General features: G+C 70.1%; 22 protein-coding genes. 8 read left to right on the forward strand and 14 right to left on the reverse strand.

Features of this window, described 5'->3' with window-relative positions; all coding sequences use genetic code 11:
• The first annotated feature begins 6 nt into the window (after window positions 1-6).
• Complete coding sequence (locus C475_RS05925) at window positions 7-1392, forward strand: FAD-binding oxidoreductase (protein ID WP_006882878.1); 1386 nt, start codon at window positions 7-9, stop codon at window positions 1390-1392.
• Between the two features lie 31 nt (window positions 1393-1423).
• On the opposite strand, the gene C475_RS05930 is transcribed toward C475_RS05925, so the two are convergent.
• The 6 genes from C475_RS05930 to C475_RS05955 all read right to left on the reverse strand — a co-directional run bounded on the left by C475_RS05930 (window position 1424) and on the right by C475_RS05955 (window position 6207).
• On the reverse strand, window positions 1424-2359 hold the full coding sequence (locus tag C475_RS05930) for an archaellin/type IV pilin N-terminal domain-containing protein (protein ID WP_006882879.1): 936 nt from the start codon (window positions 2357-2359) through the stop codon (window positions 1424-1426).
• Window positions 2360-2467: 108 nt separating this feature from the next.
• Window positions 2468-3481 carry a TIGR04024 family LLM class F420-dependent oxidoreductase gene (locus tag C475_RS05935; protein WP_006882880.1) on the reverse strand — a complete coding sequence of 338 codons (1014 nt, stop codon included), beginning with the start codon at window positions 3479-3481 and terminating at the stop codon, window positions 2468-2470.
• 116 nt (window positions 3482-3597) lie between these two features.
• Window positions 3598-5049: a phosphomethylpyrimidine synthase ThiC gene (thiC, locus tag C475_RS05940; protein ID WP_049930174.1), complete on the reverse strand. Its 1452-nt coding sequence runs from the start codon at window positions 5047-5049 to the stop codon at window positions 3598-3600.
• 141 nt (window positions 5050-5190) lie between these two features.
• A complete protein-coding gene (locus C475_RS05945; protein WP_006882882.1) occupies window positions 5191-5490 on the reverse strand; it encodes a hypothetical protein in 300 nt (99 codons plus the stop codon).
• 121 nt (window positions 5491-5611) lie between these two features.
• Window positions 5612-5911 (reverse strand): hypothetical protein, encoded by a 300-nt coding sequence (locus C475_RS05950; RefSeq protein WP_006882883.1) that lies wholly within the window; start codon window positions 5909-5911, stop codon window positions 5612-5614.
• Complete coding sequence (locus tag C475_RS05955; RefSeq protein WP_006882884.1) at window positions 5908-6207, reverse strand: hypothetical protein; 300 nt, start codon at window positions 6205-6207, stop codon at window positions 5908-5910. The genes C475_RS05950 and C475_RS05955 overlap by 4 nt, the downstream gene beginning before the upstream one ends.
• Window positions 6208-6578: 371 nt before the next feature.
• Between C475_RS05955 and C475_RS05960 the strand changes: the two genes are divergently transcribed.
• Window positions 6579-7019 (forward strand): GIY-YIG nuclease family protein, encoded by a 441-nt coding sequence (locus C475_RS05960; protein WP_006882885.1) that lies wholly within the window; start codon window positions 6579-6581, stop codon window positions 7017-7019.
• Between the two features lie 76 nt (window positions 7020-7095).
• Window positions 7096-9846: a hybrid sensor histidine kinase/response regulator gene (locus C475_RS05965; RefSeq protein WP_006882886.1), complete on the forward strand. Its 2751-nt coding sequence runs from the start codon at window positions 7096-7098 to the stop codon at window positions 9844-9846.
• A gap of 69 nt (window positions 9847-9915) precedes the next feature.
• Here C475_RS05965 and C475_RS05970 read toward each other — a convergent pair whose 3' ends face one another.
• Complete coding sequence (locus C475_RS05970; protein ID WP_082223259.1) at window positions 9916-10203, reverse strand: HalOD1 output domain-containing protein; 288 nt, start codon at window positions 10201-10203, stop codon at window positions 9916-9918.
• Between the two features lie 166 nt (window positions 10204-10369).
• Window positions 10370-10846: an Lrp/AsnC family transcriptional regulator gene (locus C475_RS05975; RefSeq protein WP_006882888.1), complete on the reverse strand. Its 477-nt coding sequence runs from the start codon at window positions 10844-10846 to the stop codon at window positions 10370-10372.
• A 153-nt stretch (window positions 10847-10999) separates the two neighbouring features.
• On the opposite strand from C475_RS05975, the gene C475_RS05980 reads away from it, so the two are divergent.
• Window positions 11000-12931 (forward strand): S9 family peptidase, encoded by a 1932-nt coding sequence (locus C475_RS05980; protein WP_006882889.1) that lies wholly within the window; start codon window positions 11000-11002, stop codon window positions 12929-12931.
• Window positions 12932-12955: 24 nt separating this feature from the next.
• Here the strand turns inward: C475_RS05980 and C475_RS05985 are convergent, their stop codons facing one another.
• The 3 genes from C475_RS05985 to C475_RS05995 all read right to left on the reverse strand — a co-directional run bounded on the left by C475_RS05985 (window position 12956) and on the right by C475_RS05995 (window position 15022).
• Window positions 12956-13768 (reverse strand): aldo/keto reductase, encoded by an 813-nt coding sequence (locus C475_RS05985; RefSeq protein ID WP_006882890.1) that lies wholly within the window; start codon window positions 13766-13768, stop codon window positions 12956-12958.
• 97 nt (window positions 13769-13865) lie between these two features.
• Window positions 13866-14192 carry a hypothetical protein gene (locus C475_RS05990; protein WP_006882891.1) on the reverse strand — a complete coding sequence of 109 codons (327 nt, stop codon included), beginning with the start codon at window positions 14190-14192 and terminating at the stop codon, window positions 13866-13868.
• A gap of 59 nt (window positions 14193-14251) precedes the next feature.
• On the reverse strand, window positions 14252-15022 hold the full coding sequence (locus C475_RS05995) for an RraA family protein (RefSeq protein WP_006882892.1): 771 nt from the start codon (window positions 15020-15022) through the stop codon (window positions 14252-14254).
• 343 nt (window positions 15023-15365) lie between these two features.
• Here C475_RS05995 and C475_RS06000 point away from each other — a divergent pair, with 343 nt between their 5' ends.
• Window positions 15366-15977 carry an MBL fold metallo-hydrolase gene (locus tag C475_RS06000; protein ID WP_006882893.1) on the forward strand — a complete coding sequence of 204 codons (612 nt, stop codon included), beginning with the start codon at window positions 15366-15368 and terminating at the stop codon, window positions 15975-15977.
• 102 nt (window positions 15978-16079) lie between these two features.
• Here C475_RS06000 and C475_RS06005 read toward each other — a convergent pair whose 3' ends face one another.
• Window positions 16080-16229 (reverse strand): 50S ribosomal protein L40e, encoded by a 150-nt coding sequence (locus tag C475_RS06005; protein WP_006882894.1) that lies wholly within the window; start codon window positions 16227-16229, stop codon window positions 16080-16082.
• Between the two features lie 129 nt (window positions 16230-16358).
• On the opposite strand from C475_RS06005, the gene C475_RS06010 reads away from it, so the two are divergent.
• Window positions 16359-17438 carry an enolase-like domain-containing protein gene (locus C475_RS06010; RefSeq protein ID WP_006882895.1) on the forward strand — a complete coding sequence of 360 codons (1080 nt, stop codon included), beginning with the start codon at window positions 16359-16361 and terminating at the stop codon, window positions 17436-17438.
• Window positions 17439-17483: 45 nt separating this feature from the next.
• Here C475_RS06010 and C475_RS06015 read toward each other — a convergent pair whose 3' ends face one another.
• Window positions 17484-18551, reverse strand: coding sequence for a TrmB family transcriptional regulator (locus C475_RS06015; RefSeq protein WP_006882896.1), 1068 nt, complete (start codon window positions 18549-18551; stop codon window positions 17484-17486).
• 207 nt (window positions 18552-18758) lie between these two features.
• Here C475_RS06015 and C475_RS06020 point away from each other — a divergent pair, with 207 nt between their 5' ends.
• Together C475_RS06020 and C475_RS22790 are read left to right on the forward strand one after the other, a co-directional pair.
• The gene (locus tag C475_RS06020) at window positions 18759-20681 is read left to right on the forward strand and encodes a glycoside hydrolase family 9 protein (RefSeq protein ID WP_006882897.1); all 1923 of its coding nucleotides are present in this window, start codon (window positions 18759-18761) and stop codon (window positions 20679-20681) included.
• 175 nt (window positions 20682-20856) lie between these two features.
• Window positions 20857-21453, forward strand: a complete 597-nt coding sequence (locus C475_RS22790) for a DUF4870 domain-containing protein (protein WP_006882898.1) — start codon at window positions 20857-20859, stop codon at window positions 21451-21453.
• Between the two features lie 78 nt (window positions 21454-21531).
• Here C475_RS22790 and C475_RS06030 read toward each other — a convergent pair whose 3' ends face one another.
• Window positions 21532-22050 (reverse strand): DUF367 family protein, encoded by a 519-nt coding sequence (locus C475_RS06030; RefSeq protein ID WP_006882899.1) that lies wholly within the window; start codon window positions 22048-22050, stop codon window positions 21532-21534.
• Window positions 22051-22174: the final 124 nt, after the last annotated feature.

Consider the following 22174-nt stretch of genomic DNA (forward strand, 5'->3'; position numbering starts at 1 on the left):
TCGGCCATGACCGACCTCGACTTCCTGCGCGACGCCGTCGGCGCCGACCGGGTGTCGACAGACGAGTACGCCCGCGACGAGCACGCCGGCGACTGGGGCACCCACCCCGAGGACGAGGTTCGCCCCGACGCCGTCGTCTGGCCGACGAGCACCGAGGAGGTGTCGGCCGTCCTCGCCGGCGCCCACGAACGGGGGATCCCCGTCACCCCCTACGCCGCGGGCACCGGTCTGGAGGGCAACGCCGTTCCTGCCCACGAAGGCATCAGCATGGATACGACCCGAATGGACGCCGTACTGGACGTTCGGTCCGACGACCTCCAGATCGACGTGGAGCCGGGCGTGCTGGGGACCGCGGTCGACGAGGCCGCCGCCGAGCACGGATTGGCGTTCCCGCCGCTGCCGTCGTCGGGCGACATCTCGACGGTCGGCGGAATGATCGCGACCGACGCCAGCGGGATGCAGGCGGTGAAGTACGGCGTCGTCGCCGACTGGGTGCTCGAACTCGAAGCCGTACTCGCCGACGGCACGGTCGTGACAGCCGGAAGCGAGGCCGTCAAGTCCTCGGCCGGCTACAATCTCAAGGACCTGCTCGTCGGCAGCGAGGGGACGCTGGCCGTGGTCACGCGGGCGACGCTCCAGCTGGCGGGCCGGCCCCAGCAGGTCCGGGGCGGCCGGGCGGTGTTCGAGACGTTCGACGACGCGGCGGGCGCCATCGCCGACGCCGTCCAGTCGGGCGTCGACGTGGCGAAGATCGAGCTGATGGGGTCGTTCGCGGCCGAGGTCGCAAACGAGTACGTCGGCACCGACCTCCCGGACGCGCCGATGGTCTTCGTCGAGTTCCACGCCGACCACGGGATCGACGAGGAGATCGAGTTCTGCCGGACGGTGTTCGCCGACTACGACCCGCTCTCTTTCGAGATCGCCGCCGACGAGGAGATGGCCCAGCTGTGGGAACTCCGCCGCGAGATGGCCTACGCGCTCGACGAGTACCGTGCGGGCCTGCGGCCGCTGCATCCCGGCGACGTGACCGTCCCGATCGGGTCGTTCCCGGAGATCGTCCGCCGCGCCCGCGCCGAGGCCGACGAGCGCGACCTGCCGATGGCCTGCTACGGTCACGCGGGCGACGGCAACCTCCACTACGAGATCCTCGTCGACCCCGACGACGAGGCGATGGTCGAGCGCGGCGAGGCGGCCTACGCGGCGGTCGTCGAGGCGGCCATCGACCTCGGGGGGACGGCGACCGGCGAACACGGTGTCGGCCTCGGCAAGCGGCAGTTCATGGAGCGCGAACACGGCGCGGCGGCGGTCGCGGCGATGCGGTCGATCAAGGACGCGCTGGACCCCGAGGGGGTCCTGAACCCCGGGAAAGTCTTCCCCGACGACCCGGAGTGAGTAGCGGACGCCGCCGTTCGCGACCCGTCGGTCAGGTACAGTCGACGCCGGGGCCGGTGTAGATCTGGCCGGCGGCGGCGTCGTCGGTGCGGAACAGTTCGGTCCCGTCGATCAGGATCTGGTTGTTGTACCCGCCGTCCATCCGGAGGAACTTGAACCGGCTCTCCGAACAGCCGGGCTCGAACAGCATGTACACGTCGTCGGTCGGTTCGACGGCGCCCGGAGTCACTCGTACTTCGTCACCGTCGACCTCGAAGGCGTCTGCCATCTCGGCGCGCTCGTCGTCCGATGGCGGCGAGCGCCAGTCGGTGACGCTCCCGACGTTGTCGGGGAAGACGACGACGTAGACGGGCGACCCGACCCCTTCGAGGGTCCGGTCGTAGCGCTCGACGTACACCCAGGGGTTCGTCGTCGGGAAGTCGGTGTCGCCGACGACGCTGTTCGGGCCGTCGGGGTCGATGGCCAGCGTGAACTCGTAGCCCTCGTCGGCGAGCGGAACCTGTCGGCTCCCCACCTGGGCGTAGGCGAACCGGGCGGCCGAGCCGGAGAAGTCGCACGCCGTCGGCGCCCGCACGTCGTGGTCCTCGATCAGGTACGTGCGGTCGTCGCCCGCGTCGGCGCGTACCCGGACGGTGTCGCCCTCGTTCAGACAGCGCAGCCGCCGCGCCTCCTCGGTGTTCCCCCCGTCCCACGAGTACGCCTCGCGGCCGTTGACGAGGAGCGTGAACGGGACGCCCTCCTCCATGTACTGGGGGTCGACGACGACGGCCCCGTCGTCGCGTTCGATACCGAAATCCGCCCCCGGACGGACCGACTCCTCGCCGTCGCTCGGCAGGAAGGTCAGCGCGCCGACGACGAGCACCATCGACACCACGAGCGTCACCGCGACCAGCAGGACGACCGAGAGCACGGACGTCACGCCGCGCTCCCGGTCCTCTCTCGCCCCGTCCTCCGCGTCTCCGAACATCGCTGCTTGCCCGACCGTTTCTCGCTATCCGTCATAAGCGACAGGTCCCGATTTCGGCGTCTGATACCGACAGCGGGGCGCACGGCGGTGACTTCCTCGGCCAGACACTCACTCCGGCGCCAGTGCCCGCATCGTCGCCGAAATTTCGTCGGGCTCGGCACCCCGTGGGAACGACACCGAAACGGCGTCGACGCCGTCGATCGACTCCCAGTCGGCGTAGCGCTCCCGGCACTCGTCGGGCGTCCCGGCGATCCCCAGGTCGTCGAGCAGTTCGTCCGAGATCGCGGCCAGCGCGGCCTCCTGGTTCCCGTTGGCCCACTCGCTCGCGATCTCGATCGCCTCGTCCTCGTAGCCCTGCCGTTCGAGGGCCTCGCGGTAGAAGGTCCCCATGGCGCCGACGTAGAACGCGAGGTGGTTCCGGGCCAGCTCCCGGGCGCGCTCGCGCTCGTCCAGCGCGATACACGGCAGCGAGAGCGTCACGCGCAACGATTCGGGATCGCGGTCCCCGAGTTCGGCGCCCCGACGGAGGTCCGCCAGCCGGTCGCGCAGGCCCTCCCGCGTCAGCATCAGCGCGTGCCAGCCGTCGGCGAACCGCCCCGCCAGCTCCACGGATTTGGGTCCCATCCCCGCGGCGTCGATCCCCGGAAGCGTATCCGGTGGATCACAGCGGAGACGCAGCCCCGAGAGCTGGAAGATATCGCCGTCGTACTCGACGGGGTCGCCCGAGAGCACGAGACGGACGATATCGATAGTCTCGCGGGTTCGCCGGAGCGGGTTCCCGTACTCGACGCCGTGCCATCCCTCGACGACGGCGGGACCGCTCGGGCCGAGCCCGACGCGCAGGCGCCCGTCGGAGACCTCCTGGAGCGTGGCAGCGGTCTGGCCGATCAGCGCCGGCGACCGCGAGTAGACGTTCGCGATGGAGGTGCCGATCCCGATGTCCTCGGTGCGCTCGGCGATGGCCGTCAGCGTCGTCACGGCGTCGCGACCCCAGGTCTCGGGCACCCAGGCCCGCTCGTAGCCCAGACCCTCGGCCTCGCGGGCGAAGTCGACGAGGGTGTCGATCGAGGGCTGGGCGGCGACCGGCAGGAAGACATCGCGGGTCGGTCCGCCGTCGGTCACTGCGGACCCTCCGTGGTATCAGATCCCATACGATCACTCGGGCGCGGAGGTCCAAATAGACCCGTAGCACTCGCGACAACTAACTCGGTGTTTGAAGTTGTCGGGACCGGTCGTCTTCAGTCGTCAGCGGGTTCCTCGTGGCCGTAGGGGTCGACGAACTTCGGGAGGTCGGGCACGTCCGAGCCGTCGTGGTCGCCGACCGGCGGGCGGTTGACCTCGGCGGCGGGCGAGCCCTCCAGGTCGGTCTCGTCGTCGATGGCCTCCATGGTTCCCTCGCCCTCCTCGGCGGCCTCGCGGGCGTCCTGGTCGATGCGCATCGAGCAGAAGTCGACGCCGCACATCGAGCAGAAGCGCGCTTCCTTGTAGTTGTCGCCGGGGAGCGTCTGGTCGTGGTAGTCGCGGGCGCGCTCGGGGTCGAGCGCGAGTTCGAACTGCCGGCGCCAGTCGAATTCGTAGCGGGCCTCCGAGAGGGCGTCGTCCCAGTCGCGGGCACCGGGGCGGCCGTTCGCCACGTCCGCGGCGTGGGCGGCGATGCGGTAGGCGGCCAGCCCCTCGCGCACGTCCTCGGCGTCGGGCAGCCCGAGGTGTTCCTTGGGTGTGACGTAACAGAGCATCGCCGCGCCCGCGCGGCCGGCCTCGGTCGCGCCGATAGCGCTGGTGATGTGGTCGTAACCCGGCGCTACGTCGGTCACGAGCGGGCCGAGGACGTAAAAGGGCGCGCCGTCGCAGACATCCTGCTGGCGCTCGACGTTGTCGGCCACCTCGTCCATCGGCACGTGGCCCGGCCCCTCGACCATGACCTGGACGCCGTGGTCCCACGCGGTCCGGGTCAGCTCGCCGAGCGTGTCGAGTTCGGCGTATTGGGCCTCGTCGCTGGCGTCCGCGAGGCACCCCGGCCGGAGACCGTCGCCGAGGCTGAAGGTCACGTCGTGTTCGGCGAAGATCTCGCAGATCTCCTCGAACTTGGTGTAGAGGGGGTTCTCCATCCCGTTCTCTTCGATCCACTGGGCGAGGATGGAGCCGCCCCGCGAGACGATGCCGGTCTTGCGGCCGTCGGTCAGCGGGAGGTGCTCCATCCGCACGCCCGCGTGGATGGTCATGTAGTCGACGCCCTGTTCGGCCTGGCTCTCGATCACGTCGAGCAGGAGTTCGTGGGTCAGATCGGCCACGTCGTCGACTCGCGTGACCGCCTCGTAGATGGGCACCGTCCCGACGGGCACCGGCGAGTACTCGACGTTCGCCTCGCGGATCTCGTCGAGGTCGCCGCCGGTCGAGAGATCCATCACCGTGTCGGCGCCGTAGTGGACGGCCGTGTGGAGCTTCTCCAGTTCGTCCTCCAGATCGCTCGTCGTCTCGCTCGCGCCGATGTTGGCGTTGACCTTCGTCCCGAACTCGCGACCGATGATCATGGGATCGAGCGACTTGTGGCCGTGGTTCGACGGGATCACTGCCTGCCCCTCGGCGACCTGCTCGCGGACGAACTCGGGGTCGCGTTGCTCCCGTTCGGCGACCCGCTCCATCGCCGCCGTGACCGTTCCCTCCCTGGCGCGTTGCAGTTGCGTCGACATCGATTACTAGGTTATACCACTGGATTATAAACATTGGTGGTCCGACCGGTTGCGGGTGCGACAGCGGTCGCTACCGGACGGATCGGTCACGAGAAGATGAAGCCGGACGACGCGGTGGGAGTCGGTGCCGATATCGGGCTGCTACCAGTCCCCGATGAGCCTGTTGGGGGTGTCGGAGTCCTGCTTCTCGTCCTCCGAGGGCGGGGAGGCGTCCCGGCTGGCGACGGTCCGGAGGACGAGACAGCCGCCGAGGAAGGCGACGAAGCCGACCGCGCCCCGCCGGATGCCGACGTCCGGCGCCCCCACTACCGGTCCGTCGGCGATCGCGATTTCGAAGGCGACCTCGGCCGTCACGGCGCCACCGACCAGAAGCAGCGCGAGCGCGACGACGGTGCCCACGACGGAGACGAGCCGTTCGTTCGACACGGGTCGGGATACCATATCGATGATTCGACCTGTCGGTTGATAATCTTTTTCACGAGGCGGGGTTCCGGGACGACGAGCGGGAACGACCGGCGAGACAAGCCCGTCGCGCTCGAACTCGGCCACCCCGCCTGGCGAATCACGGACCCCGGGCGCGGGTGGTCCCCGTGGTCGCGTCGCCGTCGTCCGCGGCGGCGTCGGGGTCGTCCCGGCCGCCGCCAGCCGAAAGGAGCGTGTAGCCGGCGACGGCGGCGGCGACCCCGACGGCCCCGTGCCGGACACTCGGCCCGGGGACCCCGAGCGATCGCCCCGAAGCCAGCAGCAGCAGCTCGAGCGCGGTCTCGGTCGCCACTGCGACGCCGCCGACCGTCAGGGCGAGCCCGGCGAGGATCACCAGGAGCGAGACGAGCCGCCGACCCCGGGACGGTGCGCGGCTCACGTGTCGAACTGGTAGGCGTCGGCGGCCCGGGACTCGGACGGCCGAACGTCCGGTTCGTCCGGGTCGGCGTCCGCGTCGAGCGTCCGACCGAGCAGGAGATAGCCCGCGACGCCGAGCGCCAGGCCGACGCCCGCCTGCGGGCCGACGCTGACCGGCGTTTCGAGCGTCCGCCCGGCGGCGAACAGCAGCTGGTAAGCGGTGAGGCCCGCCATCGCGATGCCCAGCCCGAGCAGTCCGTAGCCGAGCAGCGTTCCGCCGACCGACGCGAGCCGCTCGCGGCCGTTCGATCGGTCCATACTGTCGCTTCGAATCGGTCTCTGATTAAAGTTGTCACCCACCGGACCGCTTCGGTTGCGGGACCGGTTCGGGCCGTCGACACCGCACTCGGCCCGGGCGCGAAAACCCTAACCGTGCCGGCGACAACGACCGGATATGAACCCCCTCGAACTGGACCGTCAGCAGATCATGGCGCTCATCATGGTGTTCCTGATGATCGGGTCCGCGGTGGTCTACGTGCTCGCCTACGCGCTCGGGTGACCGCTTCACTGATTCTGACAGTCAGGTCCGGTCGCACCAGCAGTCGGACCGGCGAGCGAGCGTCGCTCCCGGAACGGGTCCCCGCCGGAACCCGCCAGGCACTTGCCGGCGGCCGCCCGAGTGGGCGGCGATGACCGAGGGGACGTACACGCTGGTCGTCGAACTGGCCGAGCCGGCGACGATCGAGGTGGGAGCGCTGGGCGAGGTCGAGTTCGCGGCGGGCGCCTACGCCTACACCGGGAGCGCGTTCGGGCCCGGCGGGTTCGCCCGCGTCGAGCGCCACCGCGAGCTGGCCGCCGGTGAGCGCGACGCCCGCCACTGGCACATCGACTACCTGCTGGGCCACTCCGACGCCGGCGTCGCGGCGGTCGTCCGGACGGCCGACGCCGACGTGGAGTGTGCGGTCAGTCGAACGCTCGCTGAGGGGGACGACATCGAGCGCGTCGCGGGGTTCGGTGCCTCGGACTGCGACTGCGACGCGCATCTAGTTCACGCCGCCGGGGGCGACCGACTCCGGCGGGCCGTCGAGCGCGCTCACGGGGCCGCCGACGCGGCGGGCGGTAACGGGTGACCGACCGGCACGCGAACTGAAAGAACCTCCCAGGCTTATGGTCCGGGTCCCCGAACACCGGGTAGACCGGCCAGCCATGAGCGCGACACCGACGACGATCCGCGTCCTGCACGTCGACGACGACCCGGACCTCTCGGCGCTGGTCGCGTCGGCGCTCGAACGCGAGGACGACCGGTTCGAGGTGGTGACGGCGACGAGCCCGGACGAGGGACTGGAGACGCTCGGCGCCGAGCGCGTCGACTGCGTCGTCAGCGACTACGACATGCCCGGGACGAACGGGATCGAGTTCCTCGAGCGCGTCCGCGCCGACCATCCCGACCTCCCGTTCGTCCTCTACACGGGCAAAGGGAGCGAGGAGGTGGCGAGCGACGCCATCTCCGCGGGGGTGACGGACTACCTGCAGAAAGGGACCGGGACCGACCAGTACGCGCTGCTGGCCAACCGGATCGACAACGCCGTCTCGGCAGCCCGCTCGCGGCGGGCGCTTTCCGATCGCAACCGTCGACTGGAGACGTTGATCAGCAACCTCCCAGGGATCGTCTACCGCTGCGAGAACGACCCCGACTGGCCCATGGAGTTCGTCGCCGGCGAGTGCGAAGAGATCACCGGCTACGACGCCGCGACGCTGGTGTCTGACGATGTGATCTGGGGGGAGGACGTGCTCCACCCCGACGACCGCGACCGGATGTGGGAGGCGACTCAGTCGGCGTTGAACGGCCGAGAGCCCTTCGAAGTCACCTACCGGATCTGGACCGCCGACGGCGAGATCCGGTGGATGTGGGAGCGCGGGCGGGCGATCAGTGGTGACGGCGGCGATATCGAGTGCATCGAGGGGTTCATCACCGACGTGACCGAGCGCAAGGAGCGCGAGCAGACGCTCGAACGCTACCGGAGCATGGTCGACGCGATGCCCCACTCGGCGTGTATCTACGACGCCGACGGCCGCTTCGCCGTCGTCAACGACCACCTCGCGGAGTTCATGGGGACGGCCCCGGAGGAACTGGTGGGGACCAAGAGCGTGCTCGTCGAGGAGATCCGGGCGGAAGCCGACGGTGACCCGTTCCGGGCGCTGGTCGCGGGCGAGCGCCAGACGTTCCGCGGCGAGGTCGAGGCGCGGTTCCCCGGCCACGGACGAGCGATCGTCGACTACCGGCTGGCGCGCCTGGATATCGACGGCGAACTGGACGGCGTCGTCGCTATCGGTCGCGACGTGACCGAACGCCGCGAGCGCGAGCGGGAACTGGAGGCGACCGGCGCCCGCCTGGAGGCGCTGGTGGACAACTCCCCGGACATGATCCACGTGCTCGACCCCGATGGGCGGATCGCCGACGCGAACCCGCGGCTCTGCGACGTGCTGAACCGCGAGCAAGGCGAGTTGCTCGGGACCGCAATCTGGGAGATCGACGAGACGATCGACCCCGAGACGGCGCGGTCGCTGCTCGACCGGATGGCGGTCGGCGAGTCCCGGAAGTTCGACAGTCGCTATCGCCGGGCCGACGGGTCGACGGTTCCCGTGGAGGTCAATCTGGTCCGGGTCGACCTCCGCGGAGCGGACCGGTATCTCGCCATCTCGCGGGACATCACAGAGCGCAAGCGCCGCGAGGACGCGCTGGCGGCGCTCACCGACGCGATCGAGGGGTTCATGGACGCCCCGGACCCGGAGACCGTCGCCGAACACGCCGTCGAAACCGCACGGTCCGTTCTCGGCCGCGACGTCAACGGGGCCTGGCTGGCCGACGACGCGGGCGAGCGGCTCCGCCCGGTCGTCCAGACCGAGGCAGCCACCGCGCTGTTCGACGAGATCCCCGCGTTCGACGGCGAGGGCGGTGGCAGCCTCGCCTGGAAGGCCTTCCAAAGCGGAGACATCATCGTCTGCGAGCACCTGGCCGACGAACCGGACCGCTACAACCCCGACACGCCGCTGTCGAGCGAGATTCTCCTGCCGCTGGGCGAGTACGGCGTCGCGATCGTCGGTTCGACCGACCCGGCCGACTTCGACGAGGTCGACGTGTCGCTGGCACACATCTTCGCCAGCACCGTCGAGGCCGCCCTCGACCGGGCCGCCCGCGAAGCGGAGTCCCACCGCCACCGCCGGGAGCTCGAACGACAGAACGACCGGCTGGACGAGTTCGCCAGCATCGTCTCCCACGACCTGCGCAACCCCCTCCAGGTCGCGACGGCCCGGCTCGATTTCGTCCGCGAGGAGTGCGACAGCGACCACCTCGACGCCGTCGAGCGCGCCCACGACCGCATGGAGGCGCTCATCGAGGACCTGCTCACGCTCGGCCGCGAGGGCAAGGCAGTCCTCGACATCGAGCCCGTCGACCTCGACGCGACAGCCCGCTCGTGCTGGCGGACCCTCCGAACCCCCGAGGCGACCGTCGCCGTCGAGACCGACGCGGCCGTCCGCGCCGACCGGAGCCGCCTCCAGCAGCTGCTGGAGAACTTGCTCGCCAACGCTGTCGAGCACGGCTCGACAAGCCCTCGCTCGCACGCTCGCGAGGACGCCGTGGAACACGGTTCCACGAGCAGTCGGCCACAGGCCGACGACGCCGTCGAGCACGGCTCGACCGGGACCGTGACCGTCCGGGTCGGCCGGCTCGACGACGGGTCGGGCTTTTTCGTCGCCGACGACGGTCCGGGGATCGACGAGGCCGACCGGGACCGCGTCTTCTCCAGCGGCTACTCGACCGCGACGGAGGGGACCGGCTTCGGCCTCTCCATCGTCGAACAGATCGCCGACGCCCACGGCTGGTCGGTCGCCCTCGTCGAGAGCGAGACCGGCGGCGCGCGCTTCGAGATCCGCGGCGTCGAAACCGCGGAGTAGTCCGAACTCACTCCCCCACGCGACGGCGGCGCGGCCGCTCACGGCGGTCGACCCTGAGAGCGCTCGCGGCTATCGCCCGGTCGCCGGCTGGTCGGCCGACTCTCCGGCGGCGTCGCCGGCAGCGGACGGGCCCCCTGTGACGGTCACCGCTCCCGACCCGTCGACGACCACGTCGTAGCCGTAGTACGTGAACTCGACCTCGAGCTCGCTCTCCTGGCGTCCCCCCGCCGTCTCGACGAGGCGTTCCAGCGCGCCGATATCTATCACGTCGTACAGCGGCTCGTCCAGTTGCAGCGGGTCGACGCCTTCCCGCGCCGCGATCTCCGTGCTCACTTTCGTACTCAGCATTTCACCCATCACCGTGCGACCGTCCGGCAGCGACCGGCTTAATCGTGGCGGCGCGTATGCAAGATTCTGTAGGAAGAGCCGATATATCTGCGGAATCCGCAGTTCTCGCCCTCGCCTGACCCGTAGGCTCGACTGGTCGTGTCGCGGACACGTTCGCGCGTCGACCGGAGGGGGCTCAGCCGTCGGACTCCGCATCGGCGCCGAAGTGATCGAACGGCTGGACGTGAGTCGTGTTGACGATGTCGGAGCTGACGATCTCGATCCCCCGCCCGGCGACATCCACGAGGAGGTCGTCGACGGCGGCGGAGTCCGTGGCGACTGCCTCGACGTGGAGGTTCTCGGTCCCGGTCAGTAGCTCCCGAACCCGGACGACGCCCGACAGCTCCAGCAGTTCCGCGGCCAGCGACGACCGGTCGCCGGGTGCCACGCGACAGACGACGAAGACGTGCAACTGGAAGCCCGCCCGTTCGTAATCGATCTCGGGGCGATACCCGCGGATCACGCCGGCCGACTCCAGTCGGTCGATCCGGTTCCTGACCGTACTGGCCGAGACGCCCACCGCTTCCGCCATCTCGGCGGCCGTCGCCTCCCTGGCGTTCTCCTGCAGCGCGTGGAGGATCCCCCGGTCCACGTCGTCGAGGTCGCGAGCCATGCCCGCGGTTGCGGTGCCCACGCGAAAACCGTTGGGCCGGCGACCGCTCGGGGGCGGCGCTCCTCGCGCCCACAGCGACCGGAGACCGCTCGGATTCGCGACTGGACTCCAGTTCTGCGAACACTGAAGTGACGATGGAACGACAGCACACCCATGTCTCCGACAGCCGAGGTCGACGTGCTCGAAGCGCTCGCGGGTCTACCGACGGCCGCCCACCCCACTGCATCGCCCGGTGGCGACGAGATTGCGCTGTACTACGACGCGACCGGTCGCAACGAACTCCACGTGCTGGACACCGAGACGGGCGACCTCGACCAGTGGTCCGACGGGGAGGTGCCGCGGGACGCCCGCTGGTTCCTCAAGTGGGGCGCCGACGGTGACCGCGTGTTCTTCCACCGCGACGAGGACGGCGACGAGCAAAACGACATCTACGCGATCGACCGGGACGGCGCCGTCGAACCGGTCGTCGAGATGGACGGCCAGTGCATGCTCACGAGCGTCGCCGAGGACGGCTCCCGCATCGTCTTCGGCTCCTCCCGGGACGGCCAGATGAACGTCTACGCCCGCGACCTGGCGACCGGCGAGACGACGAAGCTCACCGACTACGACCGCGCCGTGTGGGGCGCCCATCTCTCGCCGGACGGCGAGCGCATCGCCTACGCCACCAACGAGACCGACGACTTCGACAACCAGGACGCCTATATCGCCAGCGTGGAGCAGTGCTCCACGGGAAGCCCGCCACCGGCGGGCGGAGACGGGTCGAACCCCCGCAATCTCGAACTCGGCGAGGTCGGCGCCGAGTGCGGGCCCGCCGACTGGGGCCCCGAGAGCGAGCGCCTGCTCGTCAGCGACAACACGCCCGACCTGGGGCGGGCGGGCGTCTACGACCTCGCGGCCGACGAGGTGACGTGGCTCGGCGACGGGCGCTACGACGAGAGCGCCGTCGCGTTCGTCGACGGCGAGCGGGTGCTGGCGAGTCGCGACCGCGAGGCCGTGACGATGCCCGTCGTCTACGACGTCGACAGCGGCGAGCGCCGCGAACTCGACCTCCCCGAGGGCGTCGCCTCGACCGGGTGGTCCTACACCAGTGCCGACCTCGGCGACGGTCGAGTGCTCGTCGAACACACCACCGCCACCCGCCGTACGGAGCTGCTGGCCTACGACCTCGACGACGACAGTTACGAGACGCTGCTGGCCGCCGACCACGGCCCCTTCGAGCCCGCGGACTTCGCCGACGCCGAGTACCTCACCGTCGACTCCGACGGCGTGCCCGAGACGCCCCAGCGCGCCGTCGAGCACGACCCCTACGACGAACTGGAGATCGGCGCGCTGCTGTACGACTCCGGTGAGCGGCCCTCGCCGCTGATCGTCAACCCCCACGGCGGTCCGATGGCCCGCGACGCGAAGTCGTTCGACATCTACACGCAGGTGCTCGCGATGCGGGGCTACTCCGTCCTGCAGGTCAACTACCGCGGGTCGACCGGCCGGGGCCGCGAGTTCAAAGAGCGCCTGCTCGACGACTGGGGCGGCGCCGAGCAGGGCGACGTGGCGACCGCCGCCGAACGCGTCGTCGCCGACCGCGACTGGATCGACGACGACCGCGTGGTCGTCTTCGGCGGCTCCTACGGCGGCTACTCCGCCTACTGGCAGTCCGTCCAGTACCCCGACCTGTACGACGCGGGGGTCGCCTGGATCGGTCTCTCAGACCTCGAAGACATGTACGAGAACACGATGCCCCACTACAGGACGGAGCTGATGGAGAAGTACCTCGGGACGCCCGACGAGAACCCGGAGCTGTACGAGGAGCGCTCGCCGGTCACCCACGTCGAGAACGTCGACGCGCCGCTTTTGATCGTCCACGGCGTCAACGACCGGCGGGTGCCCGTCTCGCAGGCCCGGATCGTCCGCGAGGCGCTCGAAGACGCCGGCTACGACGAATGCACGGAGGGGGACTTCGAGTACGAGGAACTCGGCGAGGAGGGCCACGCCTCCTCCGACCAGGCACAGAAGCTCCGGCTGTTCCGCCTGCTCGACGACTTCCTCGACCGCCGGGTCGGCGCGCCCGCCGCGGCCGAGGCCGACTGAACGGGGCGAGCGAGGTGGCGCGGATCAGAGCCCGAGCGTCGACCGAATCGCGTCGATCGGGCCGCCGCGTTCGAACAGCCGCCGCATTTCCTCGGCCGTGAGTTCGAAGTCGAAGACATCGACGTTCGACCGGACGTGTTCGGGGTCCGAGGACATCGGGACCGCCGAGACCATCGGCTGCTGGACCAGCCAGCGGAGCGCGACCTGGCTCGCGGTCTTGCCGTAGCGGTCGCCGATCTCGGCGAGGTCGCCGTCGTCGGCCAGCCCGCCCACGTCGAGCGGGCTGTAGGCCGTCAGCATCACGCCCTCCTCGACGCACAGGCCCAGGAGGTCGTCGCGGCGCTCCCGGACGTGGTACTCCACCTGATTCGTGAGGATCGGCGCTTCGGAGGCGTCCATCGCCTCGCGGAGCTGTTCGACGGAGAAGTTCGAGACGCCGACGTGGCGGACCAGCCCGTCCTCGCGGAGGTCGTTCATCGCCCGCAGCGTCTCGGCGTGGGGGACGTCGTCGTTCGGCGAGTGGATCAACAGCAGGTCGACGTAGTCGGTGTCGAGGCGGTCGAGGCTCGCGCGAGTCGACGCGACGGCGTCGTCGTACGCCCGGTTGTCCCCGGCGAGTTTGGTGGTGAGAAACAGGTCCGCACGGTCGACCGCCGAGTCGCGGACCGCCTCGCCGACCGCGGGCTCGCTACCGTATATCTGGGCGGTGTCGACGTGTCGGTAGCCGGCGTCGAGCGCCGCCGAGACGGCGCGGCGGCGCTCCTCGTGGCTGTCCATCCGGGCGGTACCGAATCCCAGGGCCGGCACGTCGACGCCCGCGGTCGTGACGTACTCCATACTCCGATACCGGCCGAAACGGCGAAAAGACTTGGGCAGGGCTTCGCAGGTGGGCTCGCGGGCCGTAGCGTCGGCGCAGTCGCGCGTTGGGAGCCGTTCAGTCCCGACGGTCCCAGTCGGGCGCCGCGGCGAGGGCGTCGCAGGCGACCGCCAGGTCGGTGTCGGCGACGCCGTAGAACAGTTCGCGGCCGACCGGCGTCCGGACGCGGACGACGGCGGTGTGGTCGGTCACGTCGAAGGCGGCCACCGCCCACGGCGCCGAGCGACAGCGCCACTCGCCCGCCAGCGTCGCGTCCGCCCCGGTCGTCACGCGGTCGCCCAGTTCCCAGCTGAGCCGCGTCGTCCGGTCCAGCGAGACGGGGACGGGCCCGAGGATCCCTCCATCTCCGTCGACCGACCCGTCGCGAGCGCTCTGTGTCGACATACCATAGCCCACGACACTCTCCATCAAAAATCATCCGCTTCGCTCGCCCGACGGATCGTTCACAGCACGCCGTACTCCTCGTACACCTCGTCGATCGGCATCCCCTCCTCGATCTTCCGGCGTTCGGTCTGTTCCTCCTCGTGGATCTCCTCGACGCGCAGCAACACCTCGTCGACGACCTCGCGGGGGATCAACTGCGCCCCGTCGAAGTCGGCGAAGACGAAGTCGCCCGGACGGATCGTCACGTAGTGCGAGAGGTGGCCGGGCACGTGGATCGGCTGGTCGACCTCGATGATCTCCCAGCCGCCGTGCCAGTTGGGCGTCGTCCCCCGCGTGTACACCGGGAATTCGTCCATCTCGGCGATGTAGCGCGTGTCCCGGACGTTGCCGGCACAGAGCATCCCGCGAGCGCCGTGGGCCTTCGCCAGCGTGCAGGACATCTCGCCGAAGTGCGCCGGCTGCATGTCCCCGCCCGTGTCGAAACAGAGGACCGTCCCGTCGTCTTTCGCCTCGACGATCCGCATCAGCTCTTTCTGGGGGTGGACGCCGTCGTTCTCCGCCTCCCACTTGTCCTCCAGGTATGCCTCGACCTCGTCGGTCTTCGGGTAGGTGTGCAGTTTCACCGGGAGCGCCCGCCCGGCCAGCGTCTGGCCGCGGTTGACGCCGAAGAAGTCCTGATCGAAGACGAACCGCCGGACGCCGACGTTGTACAGCGCGTCGGCGACGCTGCCGCCGTAGCCCGCCTCCCTGTACCGCTCGACGCGTTCGAGGTCGCTGATGTCGAGGGTGCGCGGCTCCCCGTCCAGGTCGAAGTCGTACTCGGGACCCATGAGTCCGATTCTCACGCGGGCGACGCTTGACTCTGTGGTTGGTCGAAACCCTCTCCGGGGTCCGTGGAGTTGGAGCCGTGACGGCGAACGACGTAAGCACCGCAGGCCGGAGTCCTCGTGAGCGGACCGGGTGAGGGGTCGTCAGAGCTTGCTCTGACGGCGGCCGAGGAGCGCAACGAGGCCCCCGAGCCGACAGTGTCGGGGCTTTCACGCTGTTCGCGGTCGCAGCAGGTTGAGTGGTCCCAATGAGTCAGGCGGTCGCTGTCGTCACGAGCAGACCACAGCGAGCGGAGACTCCTCGAACGACACCACACTAAAGCGGGCAGAACCCGACCACGCACACATGGAAGTCGTCAACGTCACCGCCGACGCCGAGACGTTCACGAGCAACGCCTACCTCGCGCTCGGCGAGTCGCCGACGCTGGTCGACGCGGGGGCGATGCCCGGCGTCGTCGACGTGATCACCGAGTACACCGACGACCTCGACCGCGTCGTGCTCACCCACCAGCACGGCGACCACGTCTCCCAGCTCGACACCGTCTTAGACGCCTTCGACGCCCCGGTGTACGCCTACGCCGACCACCCGCGCCGGACCGACGAACTCGCCGACGGCGACACCGTGACCGTCGGCGACGAGACCTGCGACGTCGTCTACACGCCGGGCCACGCCGACGACCACGTCTCGCTGGTCTCCGACGCCTCGCTGTTCTCGGGCGACGTGGTCGTCCACGACGACGGTGCCTTCGACGACGGGAGCTTCGGCCGCACCGACATGGCCGGCCAGTCCCGCGAGCGGCTCATCGACTCCATCGAGGACCTCCTCGAACGGATGCCCGACGGCGTCGAGCACATGTACAGCGGCCACGGGAGCGTCTTCGAGGGCGACGTGCGTGCGGTCGTCGAGCGGTCGCTCGAACGCGCCGAGCGGCGCGAACCGAAGTACCCCGACGAGTGACGGCGCGGCCGCTCGACGAGCAAGGGGCGAGGACGCGTTCCACCCGAAACGGTGGCGTCGCTGACGCGGCGGAGAACAGAGAGCGAAAGAGAGAGATCCCGATTACGCGTTGCGGCGCTCTTTGCTCTTGCGTCGGAGGTTCTTGTAGCCGCACTTGCGGCAGCTCTCGGCCTCGACGGAGTTGCGGGCGTTGCAGCGCATGCAGATCTGCTTCTCGAGCTCGCGCCGTTCCGCGGGATCGAACTTGGGCATACCGGCCTTTCCTCGCCACCGCGTTTAAACGTTGCTTCTCCGGGCCGACCGTCGAGTATGGCGTTCGCGCCGGTGGCAATCGCCTGCCGGTTGAATCAGCGTTAACCGCCTCCCGCCCGAAGCAGCGGTATGAGCGACCTGTACGAGCGGATAGCGGATCTCCCTCTCGCGGTCGAGGGGTTCGACCTGGACCGCCACGAGATGGACACCTCCGCCGGGTTCACGCGCGTGACGACCGTCGTCGAACTGCACGGTCCCGACGGCGCGGTCGGCCGCGGCGAGGACGTAGCCTACGACACCGAGGACCACGACCGCCTGCGCGACGCCCACGAAGGCGACGACCTCGACTGGGAGTTCGCCGGCGAGTACGCGTTCGACGAGTTCTCGGCGGCGCTGGACGACGCCGACCTGTTCCCGGAGCCGCCCGAGCGCGAGGTGTCGCGCCACTACCGCCGGTGGGCCGTCGAGAGCGCGGCGCTGGATCTCGCCCTGCGGCAGGCCGAGACGACCTTCGCCGACGCGCTCGACCGCAGTTACGACCCCGTCCGGTTCGTCGTCTCGACGCGGCTCGACACGGAGGGCGAGCCCTCGGCCGAGCGGATCCACGAGTGGCTCGACATCGACCCCGAGATGGAGTTCAAGCTCGACCCGACCGACGCGTGGACGGCGGCGCTGATGGACGACCTGGCGGCGACCGACCGCGTGCGCATCCTCGACCTCAAGAGCTACTACGAGGGCACGGAGGTCGACACCGACGCCGACCCCGAGCGCTATCGGCAGGTCGCCGAGGCCTTCCCCGACGCCGTCCTCGAAGACACGAAGTTCACCGACGAGACCCGCGAGGTCCTCGACGGCGTCGCCGACCGGCTCTCCTGGGACTACCCGATCGTCGACGTGGCGAGCGTCGAGGACCTGCCGGTCGAGCCGGCGTGGCTCAACATCAAGCCCTCGCGGTTCGGCACCGTCTCGGACCTGCTCGACACGATCGAGTACTGCCTGGAACGAGATATCACGCTGTACGGCGGCGGCCAGTACGAACTCGGCGTCGGGCGCGAGCACCTCCACGCCGTCGCGTCGACGTTCTACTCCGAGGGACCGAACGACATCGCGCCCAGCGCCTACCACAGCCCCGAACCGCACGCGGACGTGCCCGAGAGTCCGCTGGCCGTGCCCGAGGAGCCAGTCGGGCTGCGCTGGTCGCGGGAGTGAGAACGGGAGGCCGCCGCGACGGTCGCGGGCGGTCCGCTCAGTTGGCTACTCCGAGATCCCTTCGACGCGGACGACTTCGGCCTCCACGTCTTCGGTGACGGCTCCCCAGCCACCGACCTCGATGTCGCCCTCGACCGTGTCGAGGACGATAGAGACCGTCCCGCCGAGTTCGTCGTAGGAGGGGTCGGTGACGGCGCCGTTGTCGGGGCCGAACCGGATGTCGACCAGGTCGCCGCGGACTTCGACGGGGTCGCCGGTGTCGGTGTCCCGGCCGCGGACGGCCACGGCGACCGTAGCCCCGTCGCTCCAGCAGACGGCGGCGTGGCGAACGAACTCCTCGATGCTGATGTAGGCCGTCTCGTCGGGCTCGGCGACGTGGAGGGGCTCGGCGGGGACCCATCCGCAGGTGAGAAACGACCAGTGAAAGAGGAACGTCAGCAGGTCGTCGCCGACCTGGACGCCGTACTCTTCTTCGCCGTGGACGTTCGGCGAGAGGAAGCCCTGCCGGCGGTCGACGACGGTGAGGAACGAGCCGGGCGAGTGGGAGTGGCGGACTTCGGTGATAGGGCTGTCGGCGAGGGTCTCGGCGGATACGTCCGTGTCAGCAACGGGGCCGTTGACGGAGGCGTGGACGACGACGCCACGCTCGGCGGCGGCCTCCAGGGCGGGGCGGAGGTCGGCGAACTGTGCGGCGCTCCCGCCGAACTCGACGGACACCTCGGCGTCCTCGATGGCTGCGCGGGCGTTCTCGACGACCGTCCGCCGACGTTTGACGACGCTGACCCGGTGTTCGCTGGGGTCGGGGCGCTCCCAGCGGTCCTCGATCTCGTCGGCGGCGCTCGCCAGCAGCTCCCCCGTCGAGCGCAGTTCGTCGAGTACGTCGCCGGGTTCGTCGGCACGAGCGTGCAGGCGGTCCCGCTCGACGGTCTCGACGAACCCGCGGTCCTCCAGGGTCCGCACCACGTCGTACACCTGCGAGGTGGGCACGCCGGCCCGCTCGGCCACGTCGACGACCGGCGCCGTCCCTTGGTCCAGCAGTCCGAGGTACACGGCCGCCTGGTACTCCGTCAGGCCCGCGCGCTCCAGCGCCTCGCGGAGTCGATCCGTCTCCATGCCCACCCGTGCTTCCCGCCGGAGTAAAGCGTTGCCCTGGCCGTCCAGGCGCGTCCCCCTACGGTCCCGGAACGAGCGGGGTCGCTTCTCACTCCCTGGTGCGCCCGTCCGGACCCGTCGGACCCTCGCTACACAACAACTCGTTGTAAATTTCTCACCGATCCTGTGGGCAAATTATTAGTCGGTCCTCCGGAAACAGCCCTCGTCATGGCAGACGACGGCGAACGGTGGGCGTCGCGGCGGGCACTGCTCGCCGCAGGCGTGTCGGGTGCGGCCGCGCTCGCGGGCTGTCCCGGCGAGAGCGGGTCGACGGCGACGCCGAGCGGCGCCGACAGTGGCGCGGAGGGCGCCGACGCGTCGACCGGGTCCGGACGCGGCGACAGAGGGGGTACCGGCGCGACGACCGACGCCGCGGAGACGGACGCGTCCGGGACCGATACTGACCCCACGGAGCCGGGGGAGGCCGTTCTCGTCGATCAGGTCGGCTACCGCCCCGACGACCCGAAGACGGCCGTCGTGCGGGCCGACGCGTCGACGTTCGCGGTCACTGACGCCGAGAGCGGCGAGACGGTGGCCAGCGGCGACCTTGCCGGGCCGACTGACGACGATGCCTCGGGCGACACGGTGCGCCACGCGGCGTTCGACGACGTTCGCGATCCGGGGACCTACCGGGTGACGGCCGGCGACGGCGCCGCCGCGTCCCACGAGTTCGATATCGGCGAGGGTGTCTACGGGCGGACGCTGGCGGAGATCTGTCGCCGGTACACGCTCCGCCGGGCGAACACCCGGATCGACGACCCGGTGACCGACCTGGCGTACGAGCCGGGCCACCCCCAGGACCGAGAGGCCCGCATGTACTTCGGCGACTCGTTCCACGACGAGGGCGAGCGGATCGACGCCCGCGGCGGCTGGTACGACGCCGGCGACTACGGAAAGTACGTGACGCCGGGAGCAGTCACGGTCGCACAGTTGCTGCTGGCCTACGAACGGAATCCCGACAGCTTCGACTCGGGGCAGCTCGCGCTCCCCGACGGCGTCTCGACGGCCGAGCGCGAGGCCGGGCTGCCGGACCTGCTCGCGGAGGCGAAGTTCGAGCTCGAATGGCTCGAACGGATGCAGCGGCCGGACGGCGCGGCCTATCACAAGGTCGCCGGCGGGAGCTGGCCGTCGATGGACACCCGACCGAGCGAGGACACCCAGCCCCGGTACGTGTTCGGGCTCTCGACGTACGGGACGGGGATGGTCGCCGCCGTGTCGGCGATGGCCGCCCGCGTCTACCGCGAGTTCGACGCCGACTTCGCCGACCGGATGCTCGCCAACGCCCGCGACGCCTTCTCGTACCTCGAATCCAACCCCGACCCGGTCTTCCGCCGGGACGACGGTCAGAACGACGGCTCCGGCGGCTACGCCAAGGAAACCGACCGGACCGAGCGGTTCTGGGCCGCGGCAGAGCTGCTGAAGACGACCGGCGAGTCCCGGTTCGCCGACTACCTGGAAGACGAACTCGCCGCGCAGTTCGAGGCGACGCCGCCGGCGGTCTCGTGGGCGAACACCCTCCTGCTGGGCCATTGGGCGTACTACACCGCCGACGCGGCCGACCCCGAGCGGCGGTCGGCGGTCGGCGACCGGCTCGTCGCCGACGCCGACCGGCTGGTCGAGCGCGTCCGCTCTGAGGGGTACCGCGTCGCGCTGTCGACCGACCAGTACTACTGGGCGTCGGCGAAACTCGCCGTCGCGCAGGGGGTCAAGCTCCTGCTGGCCGACGAGGTCGAAGCCAGGGAGGCGTACGTCGACGCCGCGCTCGACCAGGTTCACTACGTCCTCGGCCGGACGCCGACCGCCCGCTCGTACGTCACCGGCTCGGGCGAGCGCGCCCCGCAGAACCCCCACAGCCGGACGGTCGAGAGCACCGGAGTCAACGTCCCCGGAAATCTCGTCGGCGGCCCCAACGCCGACGGCGGTGACCCGGCACTCGACGAGTTGATCGCGACCGAGGACCCGCCGCCGGCCAAGTGCTACCTCGACGAGACGGCGTCGTACGCCTCGAACGAGCCCGCCATCGACTACGCCGCGCCGCTGGTCGTCGCGCTGGCACAGTTCACACCGGCGTCGGCCGTCGGCGTCCAGTAGCGCCGTCGGGACCGGCGCTCGCGCCGGTGTAATTCCTCACGAAACGTTCCCGAATTCACTATTCGACAGTGAAAAGTATTACGTGTAGTGCATTCGCCCGTGCTGACATGGTTGGGAACCACCGACCGAGGGAGAGGGGGAATCGACGGGGGCTGCACACCGCTGCGGGGGAACGATGACGGACGACGGGTCCGCCGGATCGAGCGACTCCGACGGTAACGGGCGAGTCGACGGATCGAGCGACGGCCAGTCCGTCGACGGGGAGGCGATCGAGGGACGGTCCACGAGCGGGCAGTCGACCGGTAGCCGGTCCGCGGGGGGTCAGAGCGATGGGCAAGCCAGCGGACAGAGCGGCGGACGGTCCACCGGGCGGGCCGGGAACACCCAGCCGAGCGGCGAGATGACCGGTCCCGCGGCGGGCGGGACGGACCTGGAGCCGAACGTCGCGGCGGCCATCGCGTACCTGTTCGCGCCGCTGACGGGCATCGTCATGCTGCTGGTCGAGGGCGACGACGACTTCGTTCGCTTCCACTCGATCCAGAGCATCGGCTTCGGCGCGGTCGTCATCGGCGTCTGGGTCGCCGTCGGCGTCGTGATGGGGATACTCACGGTGATACCGGTGGTCGGCGACATCTTCGCGTTCCTGGTGTTGCCGCTGAACGCCGTCGTCGGGCTCGGCGCGTTCGCCGTCTGGCTGTTGCTGATCCTCAAGGCCTACCAGGGCGAACGCTACGGCCTGCCCGTCCTCGGCCCGATCGCCGCGTCGAATTGAGCCGGCTACCGGGGCGTCCGGATTCCCGATACCGAACCGCCGAGCGACGGCGCGGCCGGACTGGCGGCCCGACGCGCCCTACGCCTCGCCCTCGTCGGCGAGGTAATCGTCCTGCACGGCGAGGACCTCCGTCGAGTCGAGGCAGTCGGCGTACCGACCCAGCGGTTCCTCGTTGAGTTCGAGGAAGGTGTGGCCCCACGAGAACCGGTCGAGGATCTCCTCGGCCTGCTCGCGCTCGCCGAGGATGCAGAGCGCGCCGGCGAACGCCTCGACGGTGTTCAGCTGGAAGGCCGTCCCGTAGTTGACGGGGTTGCCGGCGACGAGAAAGGGCAGCGAGCGGTGGACTCCCTCCAGGTCGAACGCCTCGCGCTCGGCGGTCTCCCACGAGCAGTCGAGCGCGACGAGACGGTCGCGGCGGCTCCCGGTGCCCTCGCGGTCGGCGGGCGAGAGCGCGCGGTCGGCGAAGGGATTGAGGACGATCCCCGGCGGCGTCGACCGCGTCGAGCGGTGTAACTCGGCGTCGTCGAACTTCGCGAGCCGCCGGGCCGAGCACTTCTCGGGGTCGTCGTCGCCCTCGTAGCGGACGTGTAGCTCCACGACCGAGGGTACTCCCCGCGGTGACAAAAGCCGCTCGGAGCGGATCCGTCCCGAACGGGAGCCGATCCGGCGTATACAGCGCGTGAAAACGCTGGGAAGGTCTAAATACGATAGCTCGGTTGTA

The organism is Halosimplex carlsbadense 2-9-1 (genome assembly GCF_000337455.1).
Taxonomy (GTDB): domain Archaea; phylum Halobacteriota; class Halobacteria; order Halobacteriales; family Haloarculaceae; genus Halosimplex; species Halosimplex carlsbadense.

Excerpts from the sequence above, each read along its gene's own strand:
- thiC (WP_049930174.1), bottom strand. The coding sequence starts at position 5,049 with ATGTCGACGCAACTGCAACGCGCCAGGGAGGGAACGGTCACGGCGGCG.
- C475_RS05930 (WP_006882879.1), bottom strand. The coding sequence starts at position 2,359 with ATGTTCGGAGACGCGGAGGACGGGGCGAGAGAGGACCGGGAGCGCGGC.
- C475_RS05995 (WP_006882892.1), bottom strand. The coding sequence starts at position 15,022 with ATGGGTCCCGAGTACGACTTCGACCTGGACGGGGAGCCGCGCACCCTC.
- C475_RS06005 (WP_006882894.1), bottom strand. The coding sequence starts at position 16,229 with ATGCCCAAGTTCGATCCCGCGGAACGGCGCGAGCTCGAGAAGCAGATC.
- C475_RS05980 (WP_006882889.1), top strand. The coding sequence starts at position 11,000 with ATGTCTCCGACAGCCGAGGTCGACGTGCTCGAAGCGCTCGCGGGTCTA.
- C475_RS05990 (WP_006882891.1), bottom strand. The coding sequence starts at position 14,192 with ATGTCGACACAGAGCGCTCGCGACGGGTCGGTCGACGGAGATGGAGGG.
- C475_RS05965 (WP_006882886.1), top strand. The coding sequence starts at position 7,096 with ATGAGCGCGACACCGACGACGATCCGCGTCCTGCACGTCGACGACGAC.
- C475_RS05970 (WP_082223259.1), bottom strand. The coding sequence starts at position 10,203 with ATGGGTGAAATGCTGAGTACGAAAGTGAGCACGGAGATCGCGGCGCGG.
- C475_RS05955 (WP_006882884.1), bottom strand. The coding sequence starts at position 6,207 with ATGGACCGATCGAACGGCCGCGAGCGGCTCGCGTCGGTCGGCGGAACG.
- C475_RS05985 (WP_006882890.1), bottom strand. The coding sequence starts at position 13,768 with ATGGAGTACGTCACGACCGCGGGCGTCGACGTGCCGGCCCTGGGATTC.
- C475_RS06015 (WP_006882896.1), bottom strand. The coding sequence starts at position 18,551 with ATGGAGACGGATCGACTCCGCGAGGCGCTGGAGCGCGCGGGCCTGACG.
- C475_RS05975 (WP_006882888.1), bottom strand. The coding sequence starts at position 10,846 with ATGGCTCGCGACCTCGACGACGTGGACCGGGGGATCCTCCACGCGCTG.
- C475_RS05960 (WP_006882885.1), top strand. The coding sequence starts at position 6,579 with ATGACCGAGGGGACGTACACGCTGGTCGTCGAACTGGCCGAGCCGGCG.
- C475_RS22790 (WP_006882898.1), top strand. The coding sequence starts at position 20,857 with ATGACGGACGACGGGTCCGCCGGATCGAGCGACTCCGACGGTAACGGG.
- C475_RS05925 (WP_006882878.1), top strand. The coding sequence starts at position 7 with ATGACCGACCTCGACTTCCTGCGCGACGCCGTCGGCGCCGACCGGGTG.
- C475_RS06020 (WP_006882897.1), top strand. The coding sequence starts at position 18,759 with ATGGCAGACGACGGCGAACGGTGGGCGTCGCGGCGGGCACTGCTCGCC.
- C475_RS05945 (WP_006882882.1), bottom strand. The coding sequence starts at position 5,490 with ATGGTATCCCGACCCGTGTCGAACGAACGGCTCGTCTCCGTCGTGGGC.
- C475_RS06010 (WP_006882895.1), top strand. The coding sequence starts at position 16,359 with ATGAGCGACCTGTACGAGCGGATAGCGGATCTCCCTCTCGCGGTCGAG.
- C475_RS06000 (WP_006882893.1), top strand. The coding sequence starts at position 15,366 with ATGGAAGTCGTCAACGTCACCGCCGACGCCGAGACGTTCACGAGCAAC.